Annotated in this window: 12 protein-coding genes; 4 read left to right on the top strand and 8 right to left on the bottom strand. The window is 66.6% G+C overall.

From position 1 onward, the window contains the following. Positions 1-167: 167 nt before the first annotated feature. Together BIZ42_RS17530 and BIZ42_RS17535 are read right to left on the bottom strand one after the other, a co-directional pair. Positions 168-629: a cytochrome c gene (locus tag BIZ42_RS17530; protein ID WP_019183110.1), complete on the bottom strand. Its 462-nt coding sequence runs from the start codon at positions 627-629 to the stop codon at positions 168-170. Positions 630-637: 8 nt separating this feature from the next. Continuing rightward, entirely contained in the window at positions 638-1,030 is a 393-nt protein-coding gene (locus BIZ42_RS17535; protein ID WP_019183109.1) for a c-type cytochrome, read from the bottom strand. Between the two features lie 205 nt (positions 1,031-1,235). Here BIZ42_RS17535 and BIZ42_RS17540 point away from each other — a divergent pair, with 205 nt between their 5' ends. From BIZ42_RS17540 to BIZ42_RS17550, 3 genes are read left to right on the top strand one after another with little or no spacing between them, the layout of a single operon-like run. After that, positions 1,236-2,381, top strand: a complete 1,146-nt coding sequence (locus tag BIZ42_RS17540) for an efflux RND transporter periplasmic adaptor subunit (RefSeq protein ID WP_070427193.1) — start codon at positions 1,236-1,238, stop codon at positions 2,379-2,381. Next, positions 2,378-5,887, top strand: coding sequence for an efflux RND transporter permease subunit (locus BIZ42_RS17545; RefSeq protein ID WP_070427194.1), 3,510 nt, complete (start codon positions 2,378-2,380; stop codon positions 5,885-5,887). The genes BIZ42_RS17540 and BIZ42_RS17545 overlap by 4 nt, the downstream gene beginning before the upstream one ends. Further along, the gene (locus BIZ42_RS17550; RefSeq protein ID WP_070427195.1) at positions 5,884-8,979 is read left to right on the top strand and encodes an efflux RND transporter permease subunit; all 3,096 of its coding nucleotides are present in this window, start codon (positions 5,884-5,886) and stop codon (positions 8,977-8,979) included. Before BIZ42_RS17545 ends, BIZ42_RS17550 begins: the two co-directional genes overlap by 4 nt. Positions 8,980-9,165: 186 nt before the next feature. On the opposite strand, the gene BIZ42_RS17555 is transcribed toward BIZ42_RS17550, so the two are convergent. The 6 genes from BIZ42_RS17555 to ykgO all read right to left on the bottom strand — a co-directional run bounded on the left by BIZ42_RS17555 (position 9,166) and on the right by ykgO (position 13,772). Next, the gene (locus BIZ42_RS17555; protein ID WP_102788351.1) at positions 9,166-10,386 is read right to left on the bottom strand and encodes a TraB/GumN family protein; all 1,221 of its coding nucleotides are present in this window, start codon (positions 10,384-10,386) and stop codon (positions 9,166-9,168) included. 4 nt (positions 10,387-10,390) lie between these two features. Continuing rightward, positions 10,391-10,921 (bottom strand): GNAT family N-acetyltransferase, encoded by a 531-nt coding sequence (locus BIZ42_RS17560; RefSeq protein WP_019183104.1) that lies wholly within the window; start codon positions 10,919-10,921, stop codon positions 10,391-10,393. A gap of 19 nt (positions 10,922-10,940) precedes the next feature. Continuing rightward, entirely contained in the window at positions 10,941-11,828 is an 888-nt protein-coding gene (locus BIZ42_RS17565; protein ID WP_019183103.1) for a carbon-nitrogen hydrolase, read from the bottom strand. 231 nt (positions 11,829-12,059) lie between these two features. Next, positions 12,060-13,094 (bottom strand): agmatine deiminase family protein, encoded by a 1,035-nt coding sequence (locus tag BIZ42_RS17570; RefSeq protein WP_070427197.1) that lies wholly within the window; start codon positions 13,092-13,094, stop codon positions 12,060-12,062. Between the two features lie 46 nt (positions 13,095-13,140). Next, on the bottom strand, positions 13,141-13,467 hold the full coding sequence (locus BIZ42_RS17575; protein ID WP_046273769.1) for a hypothetical protein: 327 nt from the start codon (positions 13,465-13,467) through the stop codon (positions 13,141-13,143). A gap of 179 nt (positions 13,468-13,646) precedes the next feature. Further along, positions 13,647-13,772 carry a type B 50S ribosomal protein L36 gene (ykgO, locus tag BIZ42_RS17580; protein WP_017355593.1) on the bottom strand — a complete coding sequence of 42 codons (126 nt, stop codon included), beginning with the start codon at positions 13,770-13,772 and terminating at the stop codon, positions 13,647-13,649. Positions 13,773-13,966: 194 nt separating this feature from the next. On the opposite strand from ykgO, the gene cmk reads away from it, so the two are divergent. After that, the gene (cmk, locus tag BIZ42_RS17585) at positions 13,967-14,647 is read left to right on the top strand and encodes a (d)CMP kinase (protein ID WP_046273768.1); all 681 of its coding nucleotides are present in this window, start codon (positions 13,967-13,969) and stop codon (positions 14,645-14,647) included. The last annotated feature ends 46 nt before the right edge of the window (positions 14,648-14,693 follow it).

Genomic DNA, 14,693 nt, shown 5'->3' on the forward strand with positions numbered 1-14,693 from the left:
TAACGCCGACCGTTGGTCGCCTCACCTGTAGAGCCGACCGTTGGTCGGCTGGCGTCAGAGGTTCATGGCGCCCGAACGAAGCGCAGCCGACCAACGGTCGGCTCTACCGGGCAGGGCTTCGTGGGGCCGGATGGAAGGCCGCCGACCAACGGTCAGCGCTACCGTCGTCATTTCAGGCCGTGCAGATCCCGCAACTGGGTTGGGCGTGAGCCGAAATACGCGGCCAGGTCGGCGATGTCCTGGTCGCTCAGGTCGGTCGCCTGCGGGGTCATCAGCGCGTGCTGGCGATCCCCCGCCCGGTAGGCCTGCAGGCTGTGCGCCAGGTAATCCCCGTATTGCCCACCCAGCTTCGGGTAGGTCGGGTCGATCGGCTTGTTGCCGTCGGCGCCGTGGCAATCGATGCAGCTCTGGCCGGTGGCTTTGCCCTTGACCTGGGCACGCGCCTCACCGGCGGCGATGCGGCCGGCCGGCAGGCCGGCGGAGGAGCCGGACCCGTGTTCACCACTGGCGTGGCCCGGATCGGCGGCGGAATCTGCGCTGTTCTCCACCTGAGACTGCGAGCACGCAGTCATCAGCAGGGCAACGGACAGGGCGATGGCGTAACGCTGGAGTGGCGTGGCTTTCGACATGAGCGCGCTTATTTGACGGTGGACAGGTAAACAGCGAGATCGGCGATCTCCTGTTCGCTGAAACTCATCGACTGCGCCTGCATCGTCGGATGCTTGCGCTTGCCGTGGCGGTACTCGGTCAGCGCCTGGCTGAGGTACTCACGGGTCTGCCCGCCGATCTTGGGCACTTTGTAGCTGGGATAGGCGTTCTTGTACCCGGTGATGCCGTGGCACCCCTGGCACGTATAGGCCAGGACCCGGCCATTGTCGAACCGGCCGGTGACGGCGGCAGGCGCCGGCGCGGTGGCGGCCGGAGCGGGGGTGGCAGGGACTGCAGGAGCGGGTGTTGCGGCCTGTGCGGCGGCCCCGAGGGGCAGGAGGACGGCCAGAACGAGACAAGCGGCGAGCGGCTGCGGGCGCATGATGTCCTTTTCCGATAAACGGGTCTGGTCGTTCCGGCGTGGGGTACGGAACTGGGCCGAGTATAGCCTGCCATTTCATCTAGCTGAAACCGGGCCGGGGGAGGCCATCGCCGCAGCTCACCATGACCTTTGGGATATGGTGTGGTCGTGACGTGGTGCATTACTTTGCTACCACACCTGCCCACGCATCCTTAGGGACACGACGATGTCGCGACAATCATTCCTGCTCGGCCGCACCGGACGCTGTGCCGCTGCACTGCTGATCACCTCCACCCTGCTGCTGAGCGGCTGCGGTGGCGCCGGCCCGGCCGAAGCCAACGCGGCCGAGAAGGACGGCAAGGCCGAGAAGAAGGTCGATGCGGTCCCCGTCGAAGCCGTCGCGGCCAGCCGTCGCGCCGTCGCTGCCAGCTACACCGGTACGGCCGCACTGGAGCCGCGTGGTGAGTCGCAGGTGGTCGCCAAGACCTCCGGCGTCGCGCTGGCGGTGCTGGTCGAAGAAGGGCAGCAGGTGCGTGCCGGGCAGCCGCTGGTGCGGCTGGATCCGGACCGTGCGCGCCTGGCCGTGGCGCAGAGCGAAGCGCAGATGCGCAAGCTGGAGAACAACTACCAGCGCGCCCAGAAACTGGTGGGCCAGCAGATGGTCAGCGCCGCGGATGTGGACCAGATCAAGTACGACCTGGAGAACGTCCGCGCGCAGTACCGGCTGGCCACGCTGGAACTGTCCTACACCACGGTGATCGCGCCGATCTCGGGCGTGATCGCCTCGCGCTCGATCAAGACCGGCAACTTCGTGCAGATCAACACGCCGATCTTCCGCATCGTCGACAACTCGCGCCTGGAAGCCACGCTCAACGTGCCCGAGCGCGAGCTGGCCACGCTGCGTCCGGGCCAACCGGTGACGCTGATCGCCGATGCGCTGCCGGGCAAGACCTTCCCGGGCACGGTGGACCGCATCTCGCCGGTGGTCGATGCCGGCAGCGGCACGTTCCGGGTGGTCAGCGGCTTTGGCGAAGATGCTGAAGGCCTGCAGCCGGGCATGTTCGGCCGCATCCGGATCGACTATGACCAGCGTGCCGACGCGCTGGTCGTGCCGCGCCTGGCGCTGCTAGACGATGGTGAGCCGGCGGTGTTCCGCGTTCGCGATGGCAAGGCCGCGCGCGTGCCGGTCAAGCTCGGCTATGCCGAAGGCCCGTGGGTGGAGATCCGCGAGGGTCTGGCCGCAGGCGACCAGGTGGTCACTGCCGGCAAGGTTGCCCTGCGCGACGGCACCGCGGTGCAGGTGATCGGCGCCAAACCGGCCGCCACCGCCGCTGCCAAGCCGGCGCCGACCAAGGCGGAGAGCCGTCAATGACAGCGGCCGGCAACGACCACGGCAACGATCCGCACCAGGGCGAACGCCCCGGTGCCCACGGCGGCGGCCTGGTGGAATTCGCCACCCGCCGCCGCGTCACCATCGCGATGTTCACCGTCACCCTGATGCTGTTCGGCTTCATCGCGCTGGGCAATCTCAAGGTCAACCTGCTGCCCGACCTGAGCTACCCGACCCTGACCGTGCGCACCGAGTACACCGGTGCGGCCCCGGCGGAAATCGAAACGCTGATCACCGAGCCGGTCGAAGAGGCCGTGGGTGTGGTCAAGAACCTGCGCAAGCTCAAATCGATCTCGCGTACCGGGCAGAGCGATGTCGTGCTCGAGTTCGCCTGGGGCACCAACATGGACCAGGCCAGCCTGGAGGTGCGCGACAAGATGGAAGCGCTGAACCTGCCGCTGGAGGCGAAATCTCCGGTGCTGCTGCGCTTCAATCCGTCCACCGAGCCGATCATGCGCCTGGTGATCTCGGCCAGAACCGATCCTTCCAGCGATGCCGAGGCCGTGCGCCAGCTCACCGAGCTGCGCCGCTATGCCGATGAAGACCTGAAGAAGAAGCTGGAGCCGGTCACCGGCGTGGCCGCGGTGAAGGTGGGCGGCGGTCTGGAGGATGAAATCCAGGTCGACATCGACCAGCAGAAGCTGGCCCAGCTCAATCTGCCGATCGACAACGTCATCAAGCGGCTCAAGGAAGAGAACATCAACATCTCCGGCGGCCGCCTGGAGGAAGGCTCGCAGCGCTACCTCGTGCGCACGGTCAACCAGTTCGCCGATCTGGAGGACATCCGCAACCTGCTGGTGACCACGCAGAGCAGCAACGGCAGCGCTGCCGATGCAGCGATGCAGCAGATGTTCGCGATCGCCGCCTCGACCGGCTCGGATGCCGCCGTGGCCGCTGCCTCTGCCGCGCAGAGTGCATCCAGCAGCAGTTCCACCAACATCGCCAACGGCGTGCCGGTGCGGCTGAAGGATGTCGCCACCGTGCGCCAGGGCTACAAGGAACGCGAAGCGATCATCCGCCTGGGCGGCAAGGAAGCGGTCGAGCTGGCGATCTACAAAGAGGGCGATGCCAACACGGTCTCGACCGCCGAAGCGCTGCGCGCGCGCCTGGAACAGATCAAGGGCCAGGTGCCCGGCGATGCCGAACTGACCACGATTGAAGACCAGTCACGCTTCATCGAACACGCCATCAGCGACGTCAAGAAAGACGCGGTGATCGGCGGCATCCTCGCCATCCTGATCATCTTCCTGTTCCTGCGCGACGGCTGGAGCACGTTCGTGATCAGCCTGTCGCTGCCGGTCTCGATCATCACCACGTTCTTCTTCATGGGCCAGCTCGGCCTGAGCTTGAACGTGATGTCGCTGGGCGGTCTGGCGCTGGCCACCGGCCTGGTGGTGGATGACTCCATCGTGGTGCTGGAGAGCATCGCCAAGGCGCGCGAACGTGGCCTGAGCATCCTGCAGGCGGCCATCGCCGGCACCCGTGAAGTGAGCATGGCCGTGGTCGCCTCGACCCTGACCACCATCGCAGTGTTCCTGCCGCTGGTGTTCGTCGATGGCATCGCCGGCCAGCTGTTCCGCGATCAGGCGCTGACGGTGGCGATCGCGATCGCGATCTCGCTGCTGGTGTCGATGACCCTGATCCCGATGCTGAGCTCGCTCAAGGGCCGCCCGCCGCTGGCCTTCCCCGAAGAACCGGCGCACCAGCCCTGGCAGCCGGACAGCCGCTGGCTGAAGCCGGTCGCCGGCAGCCGTCGCGGCGTGGGCACCCTGGTGCGCTGGATCTGCTTCGGGATCGCCTGGTCGGTGATCCGCGTCTGGCGCGGCCTGGTGGCCGTGGTCGGGCCGGTGATGCGCAAGGCCAGCGATGTGGCGATGAAGCCCTACGCCGGTGCCGAGCGCGGTTACCTCAAGCTGCTGCCGGGCGCGCTGCATCACCCGGGCAAGGTGCTGGGCCTGGCCGCGCTGGCCTTCGTCGGCACGATGGCGCTGGTGCCGATGCTCGGGGCCGACCTGATCCCGCAGCTGGCGCAGGACCGTTTTGAAATGACCGCCAAGCTCCCCGCCGGCACGCCGCTGAAGCAGACCGATGCGCTGGTCCGTGAGATGCAGCTGGCCCACGCCAAGGACGACAGCATCGCCTCGCTGTACGGCGTCAGTGGCAGCGGCACCCGTCTGGATGCCAGCCCGACCGAAAGCGGCGAGAACATCGGCAAGTTGACCGTGGTGATGGCCGGGGGCGGCAACGCGCGCACCGAGGCGGCGATCACCGAGCGGCTGCGCGAATCGATGCAGCAGCACCCTGGCGTGCAGGTCGATTTCGCCCGCCCGGCGCTTTTCAGCTTCTCCACCCCGCTGGAAGTGGAACTGCGCGGCCAGGACATGGCCACGCTGGAAACGGCCGGCAAGGCGCTGGCCGCGATGCTGCGCAACAACCCGCACTACGCCGACGTCAAATCCACGGTGGAAGAGGGCTTCCCGGAGATCCAGATCCGCTTCGACCAGGAGCGCGCCGGTGCCCTAGGCCTGACCACGCGGCAGATCGCCGATGTGGTGGTCAAGAAGGTGCGCGGTGACGTGGCCACGCGCTACAGCTTCCGTGATCGCAAGATCGACGTCCTGGTGCGGGCCCAGGAAGGCGACCGGGCCAGCGTGGACAGCATCCGTCGCCTGATCGTCAATCCGGGCAGCAACCGGCCGGTGACGCTGGATTCGGTGGCCGAGGTGGTCGCCACCAACGGCCCGAGCGAGATCCATCGCGCCGACCAGACCCGCGTGGCGGTGGTGTCGGCCAACCTGCGCGACATCGACCTGGGCGGCGCCGTGCGCGAAGTGCAGGACATGGTGGCCAAGCAGCCGTTGGGGGCCGGTGTCGGCATGCACATCGGCGGGCAGGGTGAGGAGCTGGCCGATTCGGCGCGCTCGCTGATCTTCGCCTTCGGCCTGGCCATCTTCCTGGTGTACCTGGTGATGGCCTCGCAGTTCGAGTCGCTGCTGCATCCGTTCGTCATCCTGTTCACCATTCCGCTGGCGCTGGTCGGCGCGATCCTGGCCCTGATGCTGACCGGCAAGCCGATCTCGGTGGTGGTGTTCATCGGCCTGATCCTGCTGGTGGGCCTGGTGACCAAGAACGCGATCATCCTGATCGACAAGGTCAACCAGCTGCGCGAGGCGGGCGTGCCCAAGCGTGAGGCACTGGTGGAAGGGGCGCGTTCGCGCCTGCGGCCGATCATCATGACCACGCTGTGCACGCTGTTCGGCTTCCTGCCGCTGGCGGTGGCGATGGGCGAGGGCGCCGAAGTGCGCGCGCCGATGGCGATCACCGTGATCGGCGGGCTGCTGGTCTCCACCCTGCTGACGCTGGTGGTGATCCCGGTGGTGTACGACCTGCTCGACCGTCGCGGCGATGCCTACTACCGCGAGCGCGGCCGCCACCTCAAGACGCCGCTGGCCGACGCCGGCCATGGCACTGCACAGGAGCCGGCATGAGCATTGCCGAGTTCTCCATCCGCCGGCCCATCACCACGATCATGTGTTTCGTGTCGTTGGCGGTGGTGGGCCTGATCGCCTCGTTCCGGCTGCCGCTGGAAGCGCTGCCGGACATCTCCGCGCCGTTCCTGTTCGTGCAGGTGCCGTATACCGGCTCCACCCCGGAGGAGGTGGAGCGCAACATCATCCGGCCCACCGAAGAAGCGCTGGCGACGATGACCGGGATCAAGCGCATGCGCTCCTCGGCCACGTCCGAAGGTGCCAGCATCTTCATCGAGTTCACCGACTGGGACCGCGACATCGCCATCGCGGCCTCTGATGCCCGTGAGCGCATCGATGCGATCCGCAGCGATCTGCCGGACGACCTGCAGCGTTACAACGTGTTCAAGTGGTCCAGCAGTGACGACCCGGTGCTGAAGGTGCGCTTGGCCAGTGCCACCGACCTGACCGGCGCGTACGACATGCTCGACCGCGAGTTCAAGCGGCGGATCGAACGCATCCCGGGCGTGGCGCGGGTCAACATCTCCGGCGCTCCGCCGAACGAGGTCGAGATCGCGATCAGCCCGGACCGGCTGACCGCGCATAACCTGAGCATCAACGAGCTCAGTGACCGCCTGCGCACGCTGAACTTCTCGATCTCGGCCGGACAGATCGACGACAACGGCCAGCGCGTGCGCATCCAGCCGGTGGGTGAAATCACCGACCTGCAGGAACTGCGCGACCTGGTCATCGACAACAAGGGCCTGCGCCTGGGCGACATCGCCGAGATCCGGCTCAAGCCCACCCGCATGAACTATGGCCGTCGCCTGGATGGCAACCCGGCCGTGGGCCTGGACATCTTCAAGGAGCGCAGCGCCAACCTGGTGGAGGTTTCGCGCGCGGCCCTGGCCGAGGTCGAGGCGATCCGCAAGCAGCCCTCCATGCGCGATGTGCAGATCAAGGTCATCGACAACCAGGGCAAGATGGTGACGTCCTCTCTGCTGGAGCTGGCCGAAGCCGGCGCGGTGGGGCTGCTGCTGTCGATCACGGTGCTGTTCTTCTTCCTGCGCCACTGGCCCTCCACGCTGATGGTGACCCTGGCGATCCCGATCTGTTTCGTGATCACCCTGGGCTTCATGTACTTCGCCGGTGTCACCCTCAACATCCTGACCATGATGGGTCTGCTGCTGGCGGTCGGCATGCTGGTGGACAACGCCGTGGTGGTGGTGGAGAGCATCTACCAGGAACGCGAACGGATGCCGGACCAGCCGCGGCTGGCCTCGATCATCGGTACCCGCAACGTGGCCATCGCGCTGAGCGCCGGCACCCTGTGCCACTGCATCGTGTTCGTGCCCAACCTGTTTGGTGAGACCAACAACATCAGCATCTTCATGTCGCAGATCGCGATCACGATCTCGGTCTCGCTGCTGGCCTCCTGGCTGGTCGCGGTAAGCCTGATCCCGATGCTGTCCGCGCGCATGCAGACCCCCAAACTGGTGCATTCGGACAGTGGCGTGATCGCCCGCCTGCAGCGCCGTTACGCCACCTTGCTGCAGTGGACGCTGGAACACCGTGGCTGGAGTGTGTTCGGCATCGTGATGGTGATCCTGATCAGCCTGGTGCCGATGAAGCTGACCAAGATCGACATGTTCGGTGGCGAGGGTGGCCACGAGGTGTTCATCGGCTACAACTGGAAGGGCGCCTATACCTTCGGCCAGATGTCCGAGGAAGTCGCCCGCGTGGAGCGCTACCTGGACGATCACCGCGAGGAGCTGCACATCACCCAGGTGTACTCCTGGTACAGCGAGCAGGAAGGCAGCAGCACGATCGTGACCTTCGATACCGAGCACGCCAAGAACATGCCGGCCGTGCAGGAAGCCCTGCGCAAGGGCCTGCCGCGTTCGGCGCGTGCCGATTACGTGGTCGGCAACTCCGGCGACGGCGGTGGCGGCGGCAACAACCAGGTGCAGGTGCAGCTGGTGGGTGACTCGACCAAGATGCTGCAGGAGATCGGCGAGGAAGTGGTGCCGCTGTTGGCCCAGCGCAAGGAGCTGCGTGACGTGCGCATCGACAACGGCGAGAAGGGCAGTGAGCTGTCCATCCACGTTGACCGCGAGCGCGCGGCCGCGTTCGGCTTCAATGCCGAGCAGGTGGCCAGCTTCGTCGGCCTGGCCCTGCGGGGCGCGCCGCTGCGCGAGTTCCGCCGCGGTGACAGTGAAGTGCCGGTCTGGGTGCGCTTTGCCGGTGCCGAGCAGAGCAGCCCGGAAGACCTGGCCAGCTATACGGTGCGTACCGGCGATGGTCGCTCCGTGCCGCTGCTGAGCCTGGTGGATGTGGCGATCAAGCCGTCGGCCACGCAGATCGGCCGCACCAACCGGCAGACCACGTTGACCATCAAGGCCAACCTGGCTGAGAAGGTCACCGTGCCGGATGGGCGCAAGGCGATGGAGGAAACGCTCAAGCCGATGAGCTTCCCGGCCGGCTACACCTTCAGCTTCGACGGCGGCGACTACGGCGACGACAACGAAGCGATGGCGCAGATGATGTTCAATCTGGTGATCGCGCTGGTGATGATCTACGTGGTGATGGCGGCGGTGTTCGAGTCGCTGCTGTTCCCGGCGGCGATCATGAGCGGCGTGCTGTTCTCGATCTTCGGTGTGTTCTGGCTGTTCTGGATCACCGGCACCTCGTTCGGAATCATGTCCTTCATCGGCATCCTGGTGTTGATGGGCGTGGTGGTGAACAACGGGATCGTGATGATCGAGCACATCAACAACCTGCGCCGCCGCGGGATGGGCCGGACCCAGGCGCTGGTGGAAGGCTCGCGCGAGCGCCTGCGCCCGATCATGATGACGATGGGAACCGCGATCCTGGCGATGATTCCGATCTCCATGACCGACACCCAGCTGCTCGGCAACGGCCCGCCGTACTACCCGATGGCCCGCGCCATCGCCGGCGGCCTGGCGTTCTCCACGGTGGTCAGCCTGCTGTTCCTGCCGACCATCTACGCGATGCTCGATGACATGAGCACGGCGGTGTCGCGGATCATCCGGCGCGCGCGTGGCCGCGGCGTCGGGGCCCCGGTGGTCGAGCCCGGCGCGGAATCGGTTTGAGGGTGCATGGAGGCCCGTTGGGCGGGCCTCCTTTTTTTCGGACCGCACCCACGTATGGCATCCATCTACGAATGGAAACGGCGGCCATCACCCTGGTACGGAGCCCGGCACTACCTGCGGTTCCCCATTCGTGCACAAAAAAGGCCACGCAGTGCGTGGCCTTTCCATTCACAGCCAGCGCGGGAATCACCCCGCGACTTTGCCCCACACCTGGAACCCGGTCAGCCACAACCCGAGCATGCTGCCCAGGTTGGTCAGCATGAAGGTGAGCACCACGCGGGTCACGCGGTTGCGGTACCAGCCCTTGACGCTCTGCGCGTCGTCGCGCAGCTTCAGGAAATCCTCGTAGGCCGGCTTGCGCAGGCGCGCTTCCACCAGAGCCGAGAACGCACCGGTCGGGATGCTCAGGCGGAACGGCTTGAACGGTGCCACCACGATCGCGGTCAGGATGCTCAACGGGTGGCTGCCGGCCAACAGGCAGCCCAGGCCGGCCAGGCCGCCGGTATACATCGCCCAGACCGCCAGCAGTTCACTGCCGACCCCCAGGCCACCACGGTAGAAGCCCACGCCGATGCCGGTCAGCACGATGGCCAGGATCGCCAGCGTGATCCACGGAATGTTGCGCTTCTTCGGCACGTCTTCCAGCGACTCGCGCAGCGGGCCCGGCGCATCGGTGTCGGTTTCCAGGTATCTGGCCAGACCGGCCAGATGACCGGCGCCGACCACCGCCAGCACTTCGCGCTGGGCCGGGTCATGCACTTCGCGCAGGCGCGTGGCCATGTAGCGGTCGCGCTCGCCGATGATGGTTTCGTACAGGGCCGGGCTCTCGCTGGCGAACTCGCCGAAGCTGGCTTCGAGCATGTCGCCCTGCTTGAGCTTCTCGATCTCGTCTTCGCCGACTTCCTCGGAGGCGAACAGGCCGGCGCCCAGGCCCATCACCAGTTTGATCTTGCCGAAGAAGCCCAGCCGCTGCGAGGCGCGCTTGAAGGTCAGGCCGACCTCGCGGTCGATCAGGTGCACCGGCAGGTTGCGTTCGTTGGCCATCACTACCGCGCGCTTGAGTTCGGCGCCGGGCTCGATCTCCAGCTGCTCGGCCAGGCGGCGCTGGTAGGCGGCCAGGGCGAGGTTGGCCGCGAACAGGGCGACGCGCCCCTTGCGGATCACCTCGACCAGGTCCAGCTTGGCCAGGGCGTCCGGGTTGGTCAGGGCCTGCAGGCGCTGCGCGTCCAGTTCGACCGCGACCGCATCGAAGCGGCCACTTTCAATTGCACGTTCCACCGCTTCCACGCTGGCCTGCGAGACGTGCGCGGTGCCCAGCAGGGTGTAGCGCACGCCATCGCGCTCGACCACGCGCACGGGTTGACCGGCGAACAGGGTGTCGCCGGCCTCGATCAGGGTATCTGTCATTGCATCATTCATTCGAAGGGGCGCTGTCGGCACCATCGCCGAGCGCGCGCTGCATCTGGACGGTATCCAGCCAGCGGCCATGCTTGCGGCCGAGGCCGCGGAAAACGCCGACGGTATGGAAACCGAAACGCTCGTGCAGTTTGATGGAGGCGGTGTTGGTCGGCTCGCCGATCACGGCCACCATCTGCCGGTAGCCGCGCGCGACGCAGGCATCGATCAGGCCCTGCATCAGCGCGGTGCCGACACCGCGGCCCTGGAAGGCGGCATCCACGTAGACCGAGTTCTCCACGGTCCACTGGTAGGCGATCCGGCCGCGGTAGGTATTGGCGTAGGCATAACCGGCCACCTGGCCATCGACCTCGGCCACGATGTAGGGAAAACCGCGGCCGACGATGTCCTGCATCCGGCGGCGCATTTCCGCCGCCTCCGGAATCTCGTACTCGTAGGTGTTGACGAAATCGGTCACTTCCACCGCATAGATCGCGGTGATGGCCGCGATATCGGCATCGGTGGCGTCGCGCAGCTGCACGGTCACGGTGGAGTGTCCTGGTCGGTCAGTCGATGTAGCGCTTGAGCAGATCGCCGTAGGCATCGATGCGGCGATCACGCAGGAACGGCCAGATGCGGCGGACGTGTTCGCTGCGCTGCAGGTCCACGTCGCAGACCAGGACGGTCGGCTCGCCACCGGCTTCGGCGATGAACTCACCCTGCGGGCCGAGCACATGGCTGTTGCCCCAGAACTGGATGCCCGACGCGCCCAGCGGCGACGCCTCATGGCCGACGCGGTTGCAGCTCAGCACCGGCACGCCGTTGGCCACGGCATGGCCGCGGTGACTGAGCACCCACGCATCGCGCTGGCGGCCCTGTTCGTCGCGCTGGTCATCCGGGTCCCAGCCGATCGCGGTGGGGTAGAGCAGCAGCTCGGCACCGGCCAGCGCCATCAGGCGCGCCGCTTCCGGATACCACTGGTCCCAGCACACGAGCACGCCCAAGCGACCCACCGACGTGTCGATCGGGGTGAAGCCCAGATCGCCCGGGGTGAAGTAGAACTTCTCGTAGAAGCCCGGATCATCCGGGATGTGCATCTTGCGGTACTTGCCCAGCAGCGTGCCGTCTTTTTCAAAGACCACGGCGGTGTTGTGATACAGCCCGGCCGCGCGCCGCTCGAACAGCGAGCCGACGATCACCACGCTGTGCTTCCTGGCCAATGCGCCCAGGCGCTCGGTGCTCGGGCCGGGGATCGGCTCGGCCAGATCGAACTCATCGACCGACTCGTGCTGGCAGAAGTACGCACCGTTGTGCAGTTCCTGCAGCAGGATCAGCTTGGCACCCTGCGCGGCCGCTTCAGCCACGCGCGCTTCGATGACGGCCAGATTGGCCTCGGCATCGCCGTGGTTGCGCTCCTGGATCAGGGCGACGGAAAGGGTGTGGCGTGAGCTCATCCGGAGACGGTCCTGCAAGGGGAAAAACGCAGTTTATCGCGGATGGGTGCACGCAGCGTGCTGGCTGCTAAATGGCTGACACCCACGCGTCGGGTAGTGCCGGCCGCTGGCCGGCTCTGCAGGATGACCGGAACATCGGCGGACAGGCCACAACCATCGGTCGTGGGCTGTCGCTCTTCCGTCGGCTGCCGACCCACTCCGACCCGCCAGGCCGAGGCGCTCACTGGTCGATCAGGCCAGCAACCCCGCCGGCAGCTGCATCGTGATGCAGTGCAGGCTGCCGTTCTGCCAGATCAGCGAACGGCACGGCACCGGCACGATCTCGCGGTCCGGATAGGCCTGGGCCAGCACCGCACGCGCGGCCTCGTCGGCAACATCCCCGTAGGCCGGCATCAACACCGCGCCATTGAGGATCAGATAGTTCGCGTAGGACGCCGCCAGGCGGCGACCTTCATCGATCACCGGCTGCGCCCACGGCAGCGGGAACAGGCGATACGGCTGGCCGTCGGCGGTACGCAGCGCCGCCAGTTCGGCGCCCATTGCCTGCAGTTCGGCGTAGTGCGAATCGCTGGCGTCATCGCAGGCCTGGTAGACGATGCTGTCGGTCGAGGCGAAGCGCGCCAGGGTATCGATGTGGGCGTCGGTGTCGTCGCCTTCCAGATAGCCATGGTCCAGCCACAGCACACGCCCCTGGGCCAGCCAGGTGGCCAGGTCGGCGCTGAGCGATTCGCGGCTGCGCTCGGGATGACGCTCGTGCAGGCACTGCCAGGTGGTCAGCAGGGTGCCGGCGCCGTCGGTCTCGATGCCGCCGCCTTCCAGGGCGAACGGAATGCTCTGCAGCTCGGCATCGTGGAACAGGCCTGCGGCATGCAGCACGCCGACCAGCTGGTCATCCAGGCTGGCGTCGAACTTGCCGCCCCAGCCGGTGAAGCGGAAGTCCAGCAGGCGGAAGCCGCCATCGGCGCGCTTGAGCGTGATCGGGCCGGAATCGCGCAGCCAGGTGTCGTCGTACTGGGCGGTCACGAACCGCACGCGGTCGGTATCGATCCGGTTCGAGCGCAGGCGCGCATCGGCGTACGCCTCCAGGTCGTCGTCGGCGACGATGATCACCACCGGCTGGAAGCGGGTGATGGCCGCGACGAGCGCGATGTAGGTGTCCTCGACGTCACCCAGGCGGTCGGCCCAGTCGGTGTCGGCGTGGGGCCAGGCGATCAGGATGGCGGACTGGGATTCCCATTCGGCCGGAAAGCGGAGCGTGTCGTTCATGATCTCGATGCGATGGCCCGCCGGCTGGCGGGCAAAGGGAAAGGGGTCAGCGGATCGGCGGTTTCGGCCCGATCTCGTTGGCGTCGGCGCGGTTGGCGACCACGTCGATCACCTTCTGCTTTTCGAAGTAGACGGTGAACTGCGGGTAGACCCAGCGGTTGATCGTCGGCCACTGGCGCTTCTGCCCGCCGCGCGGTTCCAGGCGCTCGCCCGGGTCGCCGAATTGCGCCTGGACCTGCTGCATGCTCTGGCCGCGGACGGGCAGGGCGATGGCGGGCTTTTCACGGCTGCGGTCGATCAGCAGGGTGTCGGCGTGGGCGCTGGAGATGGCCAGTACGGCCAGCAACGGCAGGGTGGTCAGGTAACGCTTCATCTCGATCTACTCCCCAGTGGTCAAGAAGGTGGAAGGTCCCGCGGCGACAGGTCTGACACCGGCGGCCGTGGCTACCCGGCGATTACAACAAAAATGGCAGCAAAAAGCCGCCCGGAGGCGGCTTTTTGTTCATCACCCGGCCCGGTGAGGGGCCGGTGGTGGCCGTGAGGCCAGCCGGCTCAGCGCTGGCGAGCCTTGAAACGCGGGTTCGACTTGCAGATCACGAAGATCTTGCCGCGGCGACGGACGACCTTGCAGTCACGGTGACGGGACTTGGCCGACTTCAGGGAAGAAAGGACTTTCATTGCATACCTCGGCGTAAACGTTGGATTCGGTTGGAGCGCGGCCGCGATATGCAGATGACAATCGGCAGGTGACGCCCGTTCAAGCCCGCCATTCTACCGGGCTTTTTTCCATCCTTTCAAGTGGTTGCACCAAAAAGGTCTCGGGAGGCCCCGGGCAGGGGCTAGAATGGGCGGTCAATTTTACAGGGAAACCCATGAATCAGCTTCCTTCCGTGCTCACCATCGACGGTCCCTCCGGGGCCGGCAAAGGCACTGTCAGCCGCATTGTCGCACGCCGGTTGGGCTGGCATTACCTGGATTCGGGCGCCCTGTACCGGGCGGTGGGCGTGGCCGCCAGCTGGGCTGATATCGACACCTCCGACGCCTCGGCGCTGGTCCGCTGCACCTTCGACACCCACGTGCGCTTCGTGGAATCGGCCGATGGCGGGCTGCGGGTGCTGGTCAACGAGACCGACGCCACCGACGAGCTGCGCCTGGAGACCACCGGCGCCCTGGCCTCGGCCATCGCGGCCATCCCGGAGGTCCGGGCGGCGCTGAAAGAGCGCCAGCGCGCATTCAGGATGGAGCCGGGGCTGGTGGCCGACGGTCGGGACATGGGCACGGTCATCTTCCCGGACGCCCCATTCAAGGTGTTTTTGACCGCCAGCGCCGAAGAGCGGGCCGAGCGGCGGCATAAGCAGTTGAAAGACAAGGGTGTTTCGGTTAACTTTGACGACCTCCTGCGCGAGATCATGGCCCGCGACGCCCGTGATGCACAGCGCACAGTGGCGCCCCTGAAGCCGGCAGACGATGCCGTCGTCATCGACACCAGTGGTATTGGCATCGACGCCGTCGTTGCCAAGGTATTGGATCTGCTTCCGGTTTCGGGTGCCTGATCCGTTGTAAAGGAGGGCCGTCAGTCCATCGACGGTGTCGCACCAT

Source organism: Stenotrophomonas sp. LM091, assembly GCF_001806305.1.
In the GTDB taxonomy this organism is placed as follows: domain Bacteria; phylum Pseudomonadota; class Gammaproteobacteria; order Xanthomonadales; family Xanthomonadaceae; genus Stenotrophomonas; species Stenotrophomonas bentonitica_A.

Bases quoted from the DNA above. Each gene is read 5' to 3' on its own strand.
- BIZ42_RS17530 (WP_019183110.1), bottom strand. From the start codon at position 629: ATGTCGAAAGCCACGCCACTCCAGCGTTACGCCATCGCCCTGTCCGTT.
- BIZ42_RS17535 (WP_019183109.1), bottom strand. From the start codon at position 1,030: ATGCGCCCGCAGCCGCTCGCCGCTTGTCTCGTTCTGGCCGTCCTCCTG.
- BIZ42_RS17540 (WP_070427193.1), top strand. From the start codon at position 1,236: ATGTCGCGACAATCATTCCTGCTCGGCCGCACCGGACGCTGTGCCGCT.
- BIZ42_RS17545 (WP_070427194.1), top strand. From the start codon at position 2,378: ATGACAGCGGCCGGCAACGACCACGGCAACGATCCGCACCAGGGCGAA.
- BIZ42_RS17550 (WP_070427195.1), top strand. From the start codon at position 5,884: ATGAGCATTGCCGAGTTCTCCATCCGCCGGCCCATCACCACGATCATG.
- BIZ42_RS17555 (WP_102788351.1), bottom strand. From the start codon at position 10,386: ATGACAGATACCCTGATCGAGGCCGGCGACACCCTGTTCGCCGGTCAA.
- BIZ42_RS17565 (WP_019183103.1), bottom strand. From the start codon at position 11,828: ATGAGCTCACGCCACACCCTTTCCGTCGCCCTGATCCAGGAGCGCAAC.
- BIZ42_RS17570 (WP_070427197.1), bottom strand. From the start codon at position 13,094: ATGAACGACACGCTCCGCTTTCCGGCCGAATGGGAATCCCAGTCCGCC.
- BIZ42_RS17575 (WP_046273769.1), bottom strand. From the start codon at position 13,467: ATGAAGCGTTACCTGACCACCCTGCCGTTGCTGGCCGTACTGGCCATC.
- ykgO (WP_017355593.1), bottom strand. From the start codon at position 13,772: ATGAAAGTCCTTTCTTCCCTGAAGTCGGCCAAGTCCCGTCACCGTGAC.
- cmk (WP_046273768.1), top strand. From the start codon at position 13,967: ATGAATCAGCTTCCTTCCGTGCTCACCATCGACGGTCCCTCCGGGGCC.